At 64.2% G+C, this 15868-nt stretch carries 14 protein-coding genes; 4 read left to right on the top strand and 10 right to left on the bottom strand.

Translation table 11 applies throughout. The features are described from left to right. Positions 1-173: 173 nt before the first annotated feature. Both AC4P1R_RS19350 and AC4P1R_RS19345 read right to left on the bottom strand, forming a co-directional pair. Positions 174-1646, bottom strand: a complete 1473-nt coding sequence (locus tag AC4P1R_RS19350) for a M81 family metallopeptidase (RefSeq protein ID WP_151613666.1) — start codon at positions 1644-1646, stop codon at positions 174-176. Between the two features lie 15 nt (positions 1647-1661). Beyond that, positions 1662-2153 carry a hypothetical protein gene (locus tag AC4P1R_RS19345; RefSeq protein WP_069456787.1) on the bottom strand — a complete coding sequence of 164 codons (492 nt, stop codon included), beginning with the start codon at positions 2151-2153 and terminating at the stop codon, positions 1662-1664. 305 nt (positions 2154-2458) lie between these two features. Between AC4P1R_RS19345 and AC4P1R_RS19340 the strand changes: the two genes are divergently transcribed. Genes AC4P1R_RS19340 through AC4P1R_RS19325 form a run of 4 tightly spaced genes read left to right on the top strand, consistent with a single transcriptional unit; the run spans position 2459 to position 7500 of the window. Beyond that, entirely contained in the window at positions 2459-3322 is an 864-nt protein-coding gene (locus tag AC4P1R_RS19340; protein ID WP_069456788.1) for a MurR/RpiR family transcriptional regulator, read from the top strand. Continuing rightward, complete coding sequence (locus AC4P1R_RS19335) at positions 3291-4115, top strand: SDR family oxidoreductase (RefSeq protein WP_192803825.1); 825 nt, start codon at positions 3291-3293, stop codon at positions 4113-4115. Before AC4P1R_RS19340 ends, AC4P1R_RS19335 begins: the two co-directional genes overlap by 32 nt. Positions 4116-4133: 18 nt before the next feature. Further along, complete coding sequence (locus AC4P1R_RS19330) at positions 4134-6053, top strand: beta-N-acetylhexosaminidase (protein ID WP_151613664.1); 1920 nt, start codon at positions 4134-4136, stop codon at positions 6051-6053. Positions 6054-6060: 7 nt separating this feature from the next. Continuing rightward, the gene (locus AC4P1R_RS19325; RefSeq protein ID WP_151613663.1) at positions 6061-7500 is read left to right on the top strand and encodes a M81 family metallopeptidase; all 1440 of its coding nucleotides are present in this window, start codon (positions 6061-6063) and stop codon (positions 7498-7500) included. A gap of 13 nt (positions 7501-7513) precedes the next feature. Here the strand turns inward: AC4P1R_RS19325 and AC4P1R_RS19320 are convergent, their stop codons facing one another. The 8 genes from AC4P1R_RS19320 to AC4P1R_RS19285 form a co-directional block, all read right to left on the bottom strand. Further along, a complete protein-coding gene (locus tag AC4P1R_RS19320; protein ID WP_151613662.1) occupies positions 7514-7675 on the bottom strand; it encodes a Thivi_2564 family membrane protein in 162 nt (53 codons plus the stop codon). A gap of 159 nt (positions 7676-7834) precedes the next feature. After that, entirely contained in the window at positions 7835-9508 is a 1674-nt protein-coding gene (gene hutU / locus AC4P1R_RS19315) for a urocanate hydratase (RefSeq protein WP_192803890.1), read from the bottom strand. 2 nt (positions 9509-9510) lie between these two features. Then, entirely contained in the window at positions 9511-10326 is an 816-nt protein-coding gene (gene hutG / locus AC4P1R_RS19310; protein WP_151613660.1) for an N-formylglutamate deformylase, read from the bottom strand. 1 nt (position 10327) lies between these two features. Continuing rightward, the gene (gene hutH / locus AC4P1R_RS19305) at positions 10328-11863 is read right to left on the bottom strand and encodes a histidine ammonia-lyase (protein WP_151613659.1); all 1536 of its coding nucleotides are present in this window, start codon (positions 11861-11863) and stop codon (positions 10328-10330) included. Further along, positions 11860-13107, bottom strand: a complete 1248-nt coding sequence (hutI, locus tag AC4P1R_RS19300) for an imidazolonepropionase (protein ID WP_151613658.1) — start codon at positions 13105-13107, stop codon at positions 11860-11862. The genes hutH and hutI overlap by 4 nt, the downstream gene beginning before the upstream one ends. 213 nt (positions 13108-13320) lie before the next feature. Then, positions 13321-13908, bottom strand: a complete 588-nt coding sequence (gene phnN / locus AC4P1R_RS19295) for a phosphonate metabolism protein/1,5-bisphosphokinase (PRPP-forming) PhnN (RefSeq protein ID WP_151613657.1) — start codon at positions 13906-13908, stop codon at positions 13321-13323. Beyond that, the gene (locus AC4P1R_RS19290; RefSeq protein WP_069456796.1) at positions 13905-15044 is read right to left on the bottom strand and encodes an alpha-D-ribose 1-methylphosphonate 5-triphosphate diphosphatase; all 1140 of its coding nucleotides are present in this window, start codon (positions 15042-15044) and stop codon (positions 13905-13907) included. The genes phnN and AC4P1R_RS19290 overlap by 4 nt, the downstream gene beginning before the upstream one ends. Before the next feature lies 1 nt (position 15045). Next, a complete protein-coding gene (locus AC4P1R_RS19285) occupies positions 15046-15753 on the bottom strand; it encodes a DUF1045 domain-containing protein (protein WP_069456797.1) in 708 nt (235 codons plus the stop codon). Between the last annotated feature and the right edge of the window lie 115 nt (positions 15754-15868).

Here is a 15868-nt window from a genome sequence, read left to right as displayed (position 1 = left end):
ACCTGTTCCTCCAGATTGGTGTTAAAGCGTCTCGACATCCGTCCGCGAGAAGTCCTCTCCGAGGTTGAGCAGCAAAGAGGCATGCTCTTTAGCAACTGCATGGGCAAGGCGATCGCGCAAATTCAGCGAGGCAGGATTCACAGGGTCCATTCCAGTAGAGGTCAACCACGCCCTCAAGCCGCGCCTCGCTTCGCATGAGGATCGCTGGCGATCGGCCAAATGTCGCGGGGTGCGCGGCGGTAGGGCGTTCTGGTCGGGTCGTTGGGGTAGGGACTTCCCGCCGAGCAATAAAGGATCTTCGCGGCGATCTTCGAAAACGAGGCGTAGAAATGGTTCGTGGACTTGATGACGAGTACTTTCTTCGATCGCGGATCGATGCCCATGACCGAGAAGAGGCTGGGGTCGAAACCCTGGGCGCGGGTCGAATTCAGGATGATGTCGATGCCGCGATAGCGGATGTGCGCGGCGTCCCCGAAGGGCGCCAAGCTCTCGCCGAAGCGCATTTCAGCGTTGCGGACTAGACGCACGACGTTCACGATACCGTCGATCGGATTGCCGGTTCCCGGCGCGGATTTTGCCCCGAAGCGCAACGGAATCTCCGCCCCTTCGCCGGCGGCCATGCAGATCCGCACCGCCATCGGATCCCAGATGGTGCCAATCGCCGCATCGGTGACGCCGCTGGCGAGCAGTTCCTGAAGCACGACAGTGGCATCGCCGGCCGTGCCGCCACCGGGATTATCCCACATGTCGGCGATCACCACCGGTCCGACGGGCGTTGCGATTGCCTCGGCGACCGCCTGGCGCGCGTCGATCTCGGGCATGCGGAACATTCCGCGCTTGGCGAAGAGCTCGAGACCAAGGTTCCTGGCAAGTTCCTGGCCCTTGTCCGGGCGGGCATTCGTCACCGCAACTATTTTCGTGCCCATCTCCGGCACATCTCCGGCCATGAAGCCGTGCACCACCGAAAGCGACAGCACCTCCGGATCCTCCTTCTCGATCCGCATGAGCTTGTCGACGAAGCTGCGCATCGGTTCGCGGGACGTCGGAAAGACGTCGATCATCCGGCAGTCGAAAACCGACATGACCGGCCGCACACGGCCTTCGAGCGTGTCGACGGCAATGCGCCAGAGATCCTCGGCGCGGTCGACGAAATCCGTGTGCGGGAACTCCTTGAAGAAGACGAAGAAGTCGGCCGCCGCAACACGGCTTCCCGTCAGGTGGCTGTGCGGGTCGAGCTCGGCGCAGACGAGCACGTCGGGGCCGACGATCTCGCGCACGCGGGCAAGAAGATCGCCCTCCGTGTCCTCGTAGCCGTCGGCGACCATTGCGCCGTGCAGACCGAGCACGACGGCGTCGACGGGTTGTGCTGCGCGCAGCTGCCCGAGAATTTCGTCACGCAACGTCTCATAGGTGACACGGTTGACCAGACCGGCGGGATCCGCCCAGGCGGCCGTTCCCTCGATCAGGCGCCAGCCCCTTTCCGCGGCCACGCGTCGACCGACGGTGATCGGCGCCGTGCAGAGCGTCGGCGTCTCGGGATGCTTGCCGGGCGGCGCATAGAGCGAGGCTTCAAAGGCGCGCCTGTCGATGCAGATGGGGGAGAAGGTGTTCGTTTCGGTCGCAAGCGCCGCCGTGAAGATCCGCAATGCCGTCGCCTTCCCTCAATCCACGCCCATGGGGTTCGGCAGGTAGCCGGTGAAGCCGCAGATCTTCCAGCGGCTCTCTTGCCGGCGGCAATAATAGACCGTTTGCCACCTCAACACATCGAATTGGCCGTCCGCCCTCCTGATGCGCCCGTCGAACTTCTTGCGGGCAAGCGCCAGATCGCCATTTATCTCGATGTCCTCGAGCGTCGTGGCGGAAAAAATCGCCGCGCGCGGATCCTCGACAAAGGATTGCCCGGCAAAATCCCGTGCCTGCCGCAGCCACTCGTGCCGGTAGGCGGCGAGAGTGGGGAAGGCGAGGCGCCATTCGTCCGGGTTCGCTTTCCGTTGCCCGTCGATGGCGATGAATTCCTTCTCAAGGAAATCGTCGGCCACCATCGACCAGTCGGCGGCAAGGAAGGCGTCGATGTCCCGGCTGACCAGCATTTCCCAGATCGAATGTCGGGCGTGGTCGCTCGGCGCGAACGGATTCTCAACAGGATTCCGCATCTTCCTCCTCATTATTGAAATAATTTTCATAAGTTGCGTTTTCTGCTAGCCAAAATCCCCGTTGTGTGGTGATTTGTCAATCAATGACGAAAATAATTTGCATAAAGAGATGTCGCGCCGCCTTGCCGCGATGCGGGCCGCGCCGGTTGAATGAGGGTCGACCTCCGCCTAGCATGCCTGCTTCTTCCTTTGGTTCCCGTTCGAGGATAAAAACATGTAGAAATTCAAAGCACTACAGCGCCTTCGCCGTGTCAGAAACAGGCGTGGCGCTGTGGGACGCCGGAACCGGGGAGTGGCCGTTCGGGATGGACATTTTTGCGACATTGCAGGAGGAAAAGGAGCGGCTGTCCCAGTCGGAAAGCCGCATCGCCGAAATCCTGTTCACGGATTTCGAGTTCGCCGTAAACGCATCGATCATCGAGCTGGCGGGCCGGGCGGACGTCTCGCCGCCGACCGTCACGCGTTTTTGCCGGCGTTTGGGCTGCGAGAGCTTTTCCGATTTCAAGGTTCAGCTCGCCCGTACCGCCTATGTCGGCATGAGGTATCTCAAGCCCGAGCCGAAGAGCCAGGAGCCGGCCGATGTCGCGCAGGATATCATCGGCAAGGCGCAGAACGCGCTGTTCCTCTTGCACCGGTCGCTCGACGTGGCGGCGGTCGCCGAGGCGGCCGACCGGATGGCCGCCGCCGAGATGATCTATGCCTTCGGTTCCGGAGGCAATTCCTCGATGATCGCGGGCGAGTTGCAGAACCGCCTCTTCCGCCTCGGCCTGCGCATCACGTCGAGTTCCGACCACAGCATGCAATTGATGATGGCGGCAGCGGCGAAGCCGAGAGACGTGATTATCGGCTCTTCCTTTTCGGGGCGAAATGCGGAACTTGTGCGCGCCTTCACGCTCGCCCGCGAGGCGAAGGTTTTGACGATCGCGCTGACGCAGAGCGACAGTCCGGTTGCCGCTTCCGCCGATATCGCCGTTCCGGTCGATCTGCCGGAGGGCAACAACATCTATCGTCCGACATCCACCCGCATCGCCTATCTGGCGCTGGTCGACATCCTCGCAAGCCTCGTCGCCTACCGGGTGCAGCCGCAGGCGACCGAGACGCTCAGACGCATCAAGCAGCAATTGGTGACGCACAGGGATGGCGACGACCGCCAACTTCTTGGAGATTGATATGCCAGGGCAAGCCCGCTCGACTAGATCCGTTGCGATCGTCACCGGCGCCGCCGGCGACATCGGGCGTGCCATCAGTTTGCGGCTGAGCGACGGCCACGATGTTATCGTGCTCGCCGACCTTGACGGCGAAGCCGCCGGTGGGCTTGCCCGTGATCTCGGCGAGGGCCGTTTCGTGGCGATCGCCTGCGATGTCACCGAGGCCGCGAGCGTAGCGGCCATGGCGACAGCGGCCGCGGGTCTCGGTACGGTGACAACGCTCGTCAACAATGCGGGCGGCGCCCGCGCCGTCAGCCTGCAGGAGACGACGCCGGAAGTCTGGCGGGGCGATAATGCGCTCAATCTGGAGGCCGCCTTCCTCTGCTTCCGAGCGGTCGAGGACATGCTGAAGGAGAGCCGCGGCTCCGTCGTCAACATCGCCTCGGTGAACGCTGTCGGCGTCTTCGGCCATCCGGCCTATAGCGCCGCCAAGGCGGGCCTTCTGCACCTTACGAGGCTGATCGCCGTCGAATATGGAAAATTCGGCATACGGGCGAATGCCGTGGCGCCGGGCACGGTGCGCACGCACGCGTGGGAGGCGCGTGCCCGGGCCAACCCGCAAGTCTTCGAAGAGGCGCAGCGCTGGTATCCGCTGCAGCGCATCGTCAATCCCGAGGACGTCGCCAATGCCGTGCACTTCCTGGCAGGACCGCAGGCGAGTGCCATCACGGGCGTCTGCCTGCCGGTCGATTGCGGGCTCACCGCCGGGCAGGCCGAGCTTGCCCGCACATTTTCGCAGTCCAGCCACTATTGAACCTACTGGAGGATGCGCATGCAGCCGGTCTCTTATCGCCTCGAATCTGCCTGGCAGCCGGAAGGCGGCGCCAATGGACGCTTCACCTTCACCTTTTTCAATCTGTCGGAGGCGCCGCTCAGCGGCTTTCGTCTGGTCTATACCTCACTCACCCGCGTCATCGATCCGAGCGCTTGCGAGAATGCGATTTTCCTGCGCCGCAATGCCAATTTCCATGAATTCGCGCCGCCGGACGATCTGACGCTGCAGCCGGGAGAAGCCTGGTTCTTCACCGTCGGCGGCCTGCACCGGCAGGCGAAACATTGCGTGGACGGGGCGAAGTCGGCCTATCTGACGCTTTCGGATGGCCGGCATCTGCCGGTCGCGGTTTCGGATCTGCAATTGGACGGAGCGAAAAGCGAGCCCCCGCCTGCACGGCTGCCGGAAGGGCGGTTGGAGCTCCCGTTTTCGCTGCAGCCCTGGCCGGCCGCAATCGACGCGGAGCCGGGGGAGGGACTGCCGGTGGTTCTCTTTCCGGCGGAGGGCAGCCGCTCGCAGGACATCGCGGCGATGTCGGACGTTCTCGCTCTCTTCCATCGGCTGTTTCCCGCAGGGCATGCCCCCTTCAGTCTCGCGCCCTCGGCACAGGGGCGGTCGGTTGCGTTTGCGCAGAAAGAACATCTGGGACAGGAGGCCTATGACCTTGAGTTCTCCGGTGGGGAGATCCGGCTCGGCTACGGCTCACCCGCAGGCCGCCAATACGGGTTGACGACACTGGCGCAGCTTCTCGACGGCGCGCGCCATCACCCGGGGACGTTCCGTTTTCCGGCTTCCGGCACGATCCGCGACGCTCCGCGCTATGGCTGGCGCGGTTGCCATCTCGATGTCTCCAGGCAATTCTATCCGACGGCAGACGTGCTGCGGCTGATCGACATTCTCGCCTGGTTCAAGCTCAACATCTTCCATTGGCACCTGACGGACGACGAGGCCTGGCGGCTGGAGATCAAGGCCTTTCCGACTTTGACGACACTCGGGGTCTTGCGCGGGCCGGACGAGCCGCTGCTGCCGCAACTCGGCAACGGCGCCGAACCGGTCGGCGGCTATTATGGCCAGGAGGATGTCCGGGAAATCGTCGCCCATGCGGCGGCGCTGAATGTCGAGGTCGTTCCGGAGATCGACATTCCCGGCCACAGCACCGCCGTGCTCGCCGCGCTTCCGGAACTCGCCGACGGGCAGGAGGCACCGGAAAGCTACCACTCCGTCCAGGGTTACCCGAACAATGCGCTCAACCCTGCGGTCCCGCTGACCTACGAGTTCCTCGCGAAAGTCTTCGATGAAATGGTCGATCTCTTTCCGAGCCGCTATATCCATATCGGCGGTGACGAGGTAGCGGACGGATCCTGGCTAGCCTCCCCGAAAGCCCGCAGGCTGATGGAAGAGGAGGGCATTTCCGGCACTTTTTCGCTGCAGTCCTTTTTCCTGAAGAAAGTGAAACAGATGCTGACGGCGCGCGGCCGTAGCCTCGTTGGCTGGAACGAGGTCGCCCATGGCGGCGGCGTCGGTGCCGAGGACACGCTCTTGATGGCCTGGGAAAATCCGAAGGTCGGCATCGATCTGGCGCGCGACGGCTATGATGTCGTCATGACCCCGGGCCAGGCCTACTACCTCGATATGGCGCAGGCGGACGCCTGGCAGGAGCCAGGTGCAAGTTGGGCGGGAACGTCAACGCCGGAACACACATATGCCTACGAAGCCGAGGGCGAATTTCCCAAGGAACTGAGGAGCCGGATGAGGGGCGTGCAGGCCTGCATCTGGTCCGAGCACTTTCTTTCGCGCGGCTATTTCAACCGGCTGGTCTTCCCGCGCCTGCCGGCGATTGCCGAGGCGGCCTGGACGCCGAAGGACAAAAAAGACTGGCTGCGTTTCGCGGCGATCGCGCCCTTGAGCCCAATGCTGTGAGGCGGCCATGCGGATCGCCGTCGGTGGTATTCATACGGAGTGCAGCACCTACTCGCCGGTTCTGATGACCGTCGACGATTTCCGGATCCTGAGGGGTGAAGAATTGCTGCAGGTCGGTGCCTTCAGCTTTGTCGAGGCGGATGGCGTGGAGCCTCTTCCACTCCTCCATGCGCGGGCCGTGCCCGGCGGCCCGGTATCCCAACCGGCCTATAACGTTCTCAAGAGGGAGTTTCTGGACCGGCTTCGCTCTGCCCTGCCGATCGACGGGCTCTATCTCGCCATGCATGGCGCAATGAACGTCGACGGCATGGACGATGCCGAGGGCGACTGGATCACTTCCGCTCGCGCGATCGTTGGCCCCGATTGCCCGGTCGCGGTCAGCTACGACCTGCACGGCAATGTCAGTCAGCGGGTCGTCGATGCGATCGACATTTTCGCAGCCTACCGGACCGCGCCGCATATCGACACGGTCGAAACCATGGTCAGGGCCTGGTCGATGCTGGTCAAGGCGTGCGGCAAGGGAATGCGTCCCGGCGTTGCCTGGGCGCCGGTGCCGGTGCTGCTGCCGGGCGAGCGCACCTCGACAGAAGACGAGCCGGCGGCAAATCTCTATCGTGCGCTGGCGGAAATCGACAGGCGTCCTGGCATCCTCGATGCCAACCTGATGGTCGGCTACGTCTGGGCGGACGAGCCGCGGGCGACCGCCTGCGCCGTCATCACCGGTCTCGAGAGGGTCGCGGCCTCGAAAGCGGCGGAAGAAATCGCCGCAAGCTATTGGAATGCACGGAAGAAGTTTCGTTTTGGGCCTGTCACAGGCCCGCTCGAGGATATGCTCGCCATCGCCGAAAGGTCGACCAACAGACCCGTCATTCTCGCCGATTCCGGCGACAACCCGACCGGGGGCGGCGTCGGTGACCGCACCGATGTGCTGAAGGCGCTTCTGGCTCGCGACTGGACGGACGCCTTGATCGCCGGCATTGCGGATCGGCCGGCCGTAGACGCCTGTTTCGCAGCCGGCGAGGGTGACTGCCTGAACCTGAGCATCGGCGGCAGTCTCGATCGATCGAGCGCGAGCGTTGCGGTGACGGCCGAGGTCGTGCGGCTTGATAATCCGGGCGCTTCGGCGGAGCGGCAGGCGGTGATCCGGGTCGGGGGAATCATGGCCGTCCTGTCGGCGCGGCGCCGGCCTTATCACGCGCTGGAGGATTTCCGGCGTCTCGGCCTCGAGCCGGAGGCCATGCGGCTGCTCGTCGTGAAGTCCGGTTATCTCTCGCCGGAACTGGCGCCGATTGCCAAGCCCAACCTGATGGCGCTGACGGACGGCGTCGTCAATCAGGACATAGCGAGCCTCGCCTGCGAACGCCGCCGACGCCCGATGTTCCCTTTCGATTCCGAATTCGAGTTCGTGCCGAGGTCGCGCCTGTCGAGACGGTGGAGCGAGAGCTGATTCCCGCCGGCCGTCAGAACACGGCGAGATATCTCAGCAAGGAAAGAATTCCGATGATGATCACGATGGCCTGGACGATCTGCTTGGTGCGGCCGTCCAGCGCCAGCCGGTTGACAAGGTAGAGCACCAGGACGACGACGAGAAACGTAATCAGAATGCTGATCAACACGGACATCTTACCCCCGCTTCCATGGATGAATGCTTTGCGGCCATAAGGCTTTAACTATGGAGCGTATGTCGAAAGGGAAGATCCTCCCGCAAGAATTGCATTGAACCGCCGGTGGTTCCGCCAGGCCGCAGAGAAGGAGGCCGCTGCGGCGGCCTCCTTCTTCCGTCAGTTCCCGAGAATGGCGGGCAGGCGCAGTCCCTGTTCCTTGGCGCAGTCGATCGCGATGTCGTAGCCCGCATCCGCGTGACGCATGACGCCGGTCGCCGGATCGTTCCAGAGTACCCGCGCGATGCGGCGCTCCGCCTCCTCGCTGCCGTCGCAGCAGATCACCATGCCGGAATGCTGTGAGAAGCCCATGCCGACGCCGCCGCCATGGTGCAGCGACACCCAGGTTGCCCCGGAGGCGGTGTTGAGAAGCGCGTTGAGCAGAGGCCAGTCTGACACCGCATCGGATCCATCCCTCATCGCTTCGGTCTCGCGGTTCGGCGATGCCACCGAGCCGGAATCGAGGTGGTCGCGGCCGATGACGACCGGGGCCTTCAATTCGCCCGTGCGCACCATCTCGTTGAAGGTGAGACCGAGGCGATGGCGGTCACCGAGTCCGACCCAGCAGATGCGCGCCGGAAGCCCCTGAAAGGCGATGCGTTCGCGCGCCATGTCGAGCCAATTGTGCAGGTGCTCGTCGTCCGGCAGCAGTTCCTTGACTTTTTGATCCGTCCTGTAGATGTCCTCCGGATCGCCGGAAAGGGCAGCCCAGCGGAACGGTCCGATGCCCTTGCAGAAGAGCGGGCGAATATAGGCGGGCACGAAGCCGGGGAAGTCGAAGGCACGCGCCAGGCCCTCGTCCTTCGCGACCTGACGGATATTGTTGCCGTAGTCGAGCGTCGGGATACCGGCGTCCCAGAAGGCGAGCATGGCTTCGACATGCTCCCTCATCGAGGCGCGGGCCGCCTTTTCGACTGCCTTCGGGTCGCTTTCGCGCCGGGCCTTCCATTCGGCCATGGTCCAGCCCTTCGGCAGATAGCCGTTGATCGGATCATGCGCCGAGGTCTGGTCGGTGACCATATCGGGACGAATGCCGCGGCGGACCATTTCGGGCAGGATTTCCGAAGCATTGCCGAGCAACCCGACGGACTTCGCCTCGCCGGCCTTCGTCCAGCGCTCAATCATCGTCATTGCGTCCTCGAGCGTCTCCGCCTTCTCGTCGAGATAGCGGGTGCGCAGGCGGAAATCGATCGAGTCCGGATTGCATTCGACCGCGAGGCATGAGGCACCGGCCATGACGGCCGCCAGCGGCTGCGCGCCACCCATGCCGCCGAGGCCGCCGGTCAGGATCCACTTGCCCTTGAGATTGCCGCCATAATGCTGGCGCCCGGCCTCGGCAAAAGTCTCGTAGGTGCCCTGTACGATGCCTTGCGTGCCGATATAGATCCACGAGCCGGCCGTCATCTGGCCGTACATCGCAAGGCCCTTCTTATCCAGGTCGTTGAAATGATCCCAGTTGGCCCAGTGCGGCACGAGGTTGGAATTGGCGATCAGCACGCGCGGCGCATCCTTGTGGGTGCGGAAGACGCCGACGGGCTTGCCGGACTGCACGAGCAGGGTCTCGTCCTCGTTCAGGTCCTTGAGCGTCGCGACGATGCGGTCGAAATCGGCCCAGGTCCGGGCAGCGCGGCCGATGCCGCCATAGACGACGAGTTCGTGCGGGTTTTCCGCAACGTCCGGGTCGAGATTGTTCATCAGCATCCGGAGCGGCGCCTCCGTGAGCCAGCTCTTCGCGTTGAGTTCGGTTCCGCGCGGACTGCGCACCTCGCGGATATTGTGGCGCGGATTGTTGATGTTCATGCCTCACTCCTTGAGCGTTTGAGGTCGAATGCCTTTGTCTCGATGCGTTCCAGTATGGCCTTGAGATGGGCGCGAAGCCGTTCGGCCTTGGCCGCGTCGAGCGCGAAGGGCGGCGCCTCCATTGCAAGATGCGTCGACTGCGCCAGTTCCATCTGGATCGCGTGTACACCGTCTTCCGGTCTGCCATAGTGTCGGGTCGTCCAGCCGCCCTTGAAGCGTCCATTCAGGACATGGTTGTAACCGATTGCGTTTGCAGCACATTCGTCTGCCGCAGTCTCGATTGCCGGGTCACAGGTCCGGCCCATATCCGTGCCGATATTGAAGTCCGGCAGCTTGCCCTCGAAGAGGAAAGGAATATGCGAGCGGATCGAGTGGCAGTCGTAGAGGACAGCGATGCCGTGGATCGCCTTGACGCGGGCGACCTCTGCCGCAAGGGCCGCATGATAGGGCGCGTGAAAGTCGCGCAGCCGCGCGGCGATGTCCGCGTCTCGCGGGCCTTCGCCTTTCTTCCAGATCGCCGCACCGTCGAAATCGGTCTCCGGCACAAGGCCGGTCGTGTTCTGTCCCGGATAGAGGCTGACGCCTTGCGGATCGCGATTGGCGTCGACGACGTAGCGATGGAAGGTCGCCCGCACTGTCGTCGCTTCCGGCAGCAGGCCCTCGTAGAGCTCGTGAATATGCCAGTCGGTGTCGGCAAGAAGCCGGCCGTTGTCGTTCAACCGCTGCCAGATCGGCGGCGGCACGTCTGTGCCCGTATGGGGAAAGCCGAGGATGACGGGCGAGGTGCCGCGCCGGACTTCGAAGACGGCCATGTCAGCTCTCCAGGTCCGGCAGGATGCCGTCGGAGACGGCGGCGGCGAGCCGGCCGGTGGCGACGAGTTCGCCGGCCGCCCGCAAGTCATCGGCCATGTAGCGATCCTCGGCGATCGTCGGCGAAACGGCGCGCACGGCAGCGGCGGCCTTCTGCAGTTCGGGGCTGGTCGTCAGAGGCGCCCGGAACTCGATGCCCTGCACGGCGGTAAGGGCCTCGATGCCGATGATCGAGAAGAGGTTGTCGGTCATCTGCCCGAGACGGCGGGCGCCGTGGCAGGCCATGGAGACATGGTCTTCCTGGTTGGCGGAGGTCGGCGTCGAGTCGACCGATGCGGGATGAGAGAGCTGCTTGTTCTCCGACATCAGCGCGGCCGAGGTGACCTCGGCAATCATCAGGCCGGAATTGAGCCCGGGGTTTCTGGCAAGGAACGCGGGCAGGCCGTAGCTCAGCGCGGGATCGACGAGAAGCGCGATCCGCCGCTGCGAAATGGCACCGATCTCGCAGACCGCAAGCGCGATCTGGTCGGCGGCGAAAGCCACCGGCTCGGCGTGGAAATTGCCACCGGAGACGACGGAATCGTCCGAGAGCACCAGCGGATTATCGGTCACGGCATTTGCCTCGACCGTCAGCGTGGCGGCAACGGAGCGCAGGAGATCGAGACAGGCGCCGTCAACCTGCGGCTGGCAGCGGATGCAGTATGGATCCTGCACACGCTCGTCGCCTTCGACATGGCTCTGGCGGATGGCGGAGCCTTCGAGCAGGCGGCGAAGCGCGGCGGCGGTGTCGATCTGACCGCGATGGCCGCGTAGCGTGTGGATGTCCGGGTGGAAGGGGGCGGATGAACCCATCGCGGCATCCGTCGAGAGCGCGCCCGTGATGAGCGCTGCCTGCGCGGCGCGATGGGTGCGGAAGAGGCCGGCGAGTGCCAGCGCCGTCGAGACCTGTGTGCCGTTGATCAGCGCCAGGCCTTCCTTGGCGACGAGCGTGACGGCGGAAAGCCCGGCTGCCCGCAGCGCCGCCATCGCCGTCATGCGCTCGCCCTGGAAGAAGGCTTCGCCTTCGCCCATCATCACTGCGGCCATGTGGGCGAGCGGCGCGAGATCGCCCGAGGCGCCGACCGACCCCTTTTCGGGGATCAGGGGAACGACGCCGCGCTCCAGCATCGACTCGATAAGACGCACGAGTTCCAGCCGCACGCCGGAGGCGCCGCGCCCGAGCGAGATCAGCTTGAGCGCCATGATCAGGCGCACGATGTTCTCCGGCAGCGGCTCCCCCACGCCGCAGCAATGCGACAGGATGAGGTTGCGCTGCAGGGTCGCCACGTCGGCGCTGTCGATCTTGATCGATGCCAGTTTGCCGAAGCCGGTATTGATGCCATAGACCGGGGCCTCGCCGGCAGCGATCTCGGCAATCCGGGCGGCTGCCTTCTCTATCGGGGCGTCGGAGGCGCGATCGAGCCGCGCCGGCTCGCCGGTCCAGAAGATCGTCTGCAGGTCCCTGAGCGGAACCGAACCGGGTTTGAGGATGATGCTCATCGGAGGGTCCTTTCACCCTTGAATACGCGCTCGTGCAGGGGATTGAAGCCGATGCGGTAGATCAGTTCCGCCGGTTCATCGATGTTCCAGATTGCAAGGTCGGCGGACTTTCCGGCTTCGATCGTGCCGGTCTCATCCAGAATGCCGAGTGCACGCGCCGCTTCGCGGGTGGTACCCGCCAGGCACTCTTCGACAGTCAGTTGGAAGAGGGTGGCCGACATGTTCATCGTCAGCAACAACGAGGTCAGCGGTGAGGTGCCCGGATTGCAGTCCGTGGCGACGGCAATGCGTGCGCCGGCAGCGCGAAGCGCTTCGATCGGCGGCAACTGCCTTTCGCGGAGCGTGTAGAAAGCGCCTGGCAACAGGACCGCGACGGTTCCCGCCTCCGCCATGGCGGCGGCCCCTTCGGCATCGAGATACTCGAGGTGATCCGCCGAGAGGGCGCCATAGGAGGCGGCAAGCTTGGCTCCTCCGAGATCGGAAAGCTGCTCAGCATGGAGCTTGACCGGGAGTCCGAGCGCCGTCGCCCGGGAGAAGACGCGTGCGATTTCCGCCGGTGTGAAGGCAATGCCCTCGCAGAACCCGTCGACCGCGTCGACGAGGCCCTCGGATTGGGCACGGTCGAGACCGGGCAGGACGACCTCATCTATGTAGGCACCGTTCCGGCCCTTGTATTCCAGGGGCGTGGCGTGAGCGGCGAGATAGCTGGTGACGATGCGTACGGGACGGCGTTTCTCCAATTGCCGCGCCGCACGCAACATCTTCAGCTCGGCATCGATATTGAGGCCGTAACCGGATTTGACCTCGACCGTCGAAACGCCTTCGCAGAGCAGGGCGTCGAGCCGTGGAAGCGCCACGTCGACGAGTTCGTCGACCGAGAGTGCATTCGTCGCCAATACGGTGGAAGCGATGCCGCCGCCGGCCTTTGCGATCTCCTCGTAGGTCGCGCCCTCCAGCCGCAGCTGAAACTCGCGGGCGCGGTTGCCGCCGTGAACGATATGCGTGTGGCAGTCGATGAGGGCCGGCGTCATCCAGCGGCGATCGCAATCGACGACGTCGTCGGCTTTGAAAAGGTCCGATGGCAGCTCGCCTTCGGCGCCCGCAAAGACGATCCGGCCTTCCCGAACAGCGACGGCGCCATCTTCTACAACGCCAAGCGGACCTAGATCCTCACGAAACGTCGCCAGGCGCAGATTGCGCCACAGGCTCGTCCGTTTCGTGCCGGCGATTTCGCTTGCATTCATCCGTTCCGCCTCCCTGATGCAGCATAATGTATATACATAACGCGAGGGCTGCAAGAAGAAAATCGCGCCCTCGGACCGGAGGTAGGATGGCGCGGGGCAGGCGAGGAGCCAAAAGGAAAAGCCCCGGAACCGCTTGGGTCCGGGGCTTCGAAATCAGACTTGTTGCGGCGAGCGTCGGAGACGGCGCGGCGCCGTCGAGGGCCGACGCATTTCTCAGGCGGGATGATGCATCTCGGACAAGCAGCGCTCGATAAGTGCGACGAAGCGGTTTCCGGCGACCTCAAGCCGGCCGCTATTGTCGATCACCGTCACGTCTGGGCCAGCGATGATTTCGGGCGCCTGGCGCGTCAGGCGGCGCAGCACGTCCGCCTCGCTTTCGCGTCCCCTCTCTGCGAGGCGCCGGGCGAGAACCGGCGGCTCCGCCGTAACGAGCACCACCGAAATCTCACCGAATGCGGCGCGGAAGGCCGGCAAGGCCGTGCGGCTGCCGTTGACGATCGCGATCATGCCGCTTGCGACCTTGGCGGCGATCTCCCGCGGAACGCCATAGCTCAAGCCATGCGCCTGCCACGAGACGGCGAATGCGCCGCATCGGTGCATCTCCTCGAACTCCGCGGCAGAGACGCTTTCATGCACTTCGCCGCCGGCGTCCGAAGGCCGCGTGATCACCCGCCGGACGAAGAGGATATCCGGCCGATTTGCGAAATGGCTGGCGGCAAAACCCATGACGCTGTCCTTGCCGGCCCCGCTCGGACCGACTACGGCAATGAGAGTCCCGCGACTTTTTTCTTGTCCAATCATGCGACACGCCTCCCTTCACGCCAGACGGAGCGGACCACCGGAACACCCTCGCGCCGATGGACGCGGGCGATGTCGGCCCGCAGCCCGATCGCAATCCGGCCGCGGTCGTCGAGCCCCACGGTACGCGCCGGCGTTGCGGTGACCATGGCGATCGCCTTCGGCAGGTCGATCGTCTCGATCTCGTCGGCGAGCACGAAGGGCGCATGGATCAGGCTGAACGGCACATAATCCGAAGACAACACGTCGAGCACGCCGCACTCGGCCAGGTCTCGTGCGGCAATGTTGCCCGAATGCGACTTGCCCCGTACGACATTCGGCGCGCCCATCAGCACGCTGAGGCCGGCGCGGTGCGAGGCTTCCGCCGCCTCGAAACTCGTCGGAAACTCCGCCAGGCGGACGCCATAGCCGATCGACTCCTCGACATGATCGGTCGTCGCGTCGTCATGACTGGCGATGGCGATCCCGCGGAGTATACAGGCCTCGGCAAGCGCCGTGCGGTGGGGTGTGGCATAGCGGGCGGAGAGCGCCAGCTGGCGCTCGACGAAGGCGGCAAATGCCTCGTCGGACAGTCCGCGCTTGGTTTTGTAATAGAGCGTGTATTGATCCATCGTCTGGAATTGGCGCTGGCCGGGCGCGTGGTCCATCAGCGATACCAGCCTGACCTGCGGATCGTTCTGGAAGTCCTCGAACTGATCGAGAACATCGGCGGTCGACACCTCGCAGCGCAGGTGGATCAGGTGGTCGGCTCTGAGGCGCCCCTCGTCCTTGGCCTTTGCCAGCGCATCGGCCATGCTGCGCATCTCGCCCTTCGGGAAACCGTTGTCCTCGTCGGTGCCGAGCCGCAGGCAGTCGAATACCGTGGTAATGCCGGAGGTGACGACCTGCGCGTCATGGGCCTGGAGGGCGGCGATCTTGAGCCATCGCACGCCCGGCCGCGGCGAATAGTGCGCCTCCAGATGGTCCGTGTGGAGCTCGATCAGGCCGGGCAGCAGATAATCGCCCTCGAAATCCTCGCCGGCGCGGCTTGCACCTTCCGAAATGTCGGCAATCCGACCGTCTCGGATCTGCACCGAACCGTCGACGATGCGATCTTCCAGGACGATGCGGGCATTGGTCAGAACCTGTTCATTGCTCATGTCATGCGATCTTTCGTGTGGATGCGCTGCCGAGCGGCAGCAGGGAATGAACGGTAAAGGGCGTGCCGCGGCTGGTCTCGGCAAAAAGCGCAATCGTGTCGATGGCAAGCGGCCTGCCGATGAATTCGGCGAAAGCGGCTTCGAGCGTTTCCCGCACGAGATCCTGCATCTCCTCCGGCACCGGTCCGGTGAGCGTGAGATGAAACTGGAACTCCTCGAAAACATATGGGTAACCCCAGGCAGCGAGGTATTCCCGCTGGCGCGGTGTCAAGCTCTCCGGGTTCCGCCGCGCGATATCCGCTTCCGAAAGCCGCGCCCTGAAGGGCTCGAAGCGCCGCACGGCCTGTGCAGCCAGGTTGCGGAGCGGCGGGCAATCCTCCTTTGCGATCAAGGCGAAAAAAGGCCCGAGCTGGTGAAGCGCGATTTCCGGCACGACGAAGGACTCGGTCTCGGCGGCAAATTCGTCGAAAGCGGCAATCAGCTCGGCCTCGCTGCGGCCCGGCGCGAGTGCGAAAGGCGCCTTCAACGTGCCGTGGAAACCGTAGCGGCGCGGTTCGGCCGTCAGGGCAAGCTGCCGCTCGGGCGTGAAAACAGGGTCTTCCGGCCATGCCAGGGCGCCACCGGTGAAGGCGTCTCGGCCGAGCCAATGGGCTGCCGTCAGCGACAGCCGGTCATCGGCCGGCGGCGCGAAGTAGATTGCGTAACGCACGGGCTTCACTTTCCGTATCGAATTGCCGCGACCTGCGGCAATGAGCTATTCGCGGGGTGAGTTGCGCAGCTAGCTGATTTGCGTGACAACATCCTGATGCCAAAGCGCGAAAGCC

The organism is Sinorhizobium sp. Y406, assembly GCF_058732025.1.
This window is presented reverse-complemented; position numbering and strand designations above follow the sequence as displayed.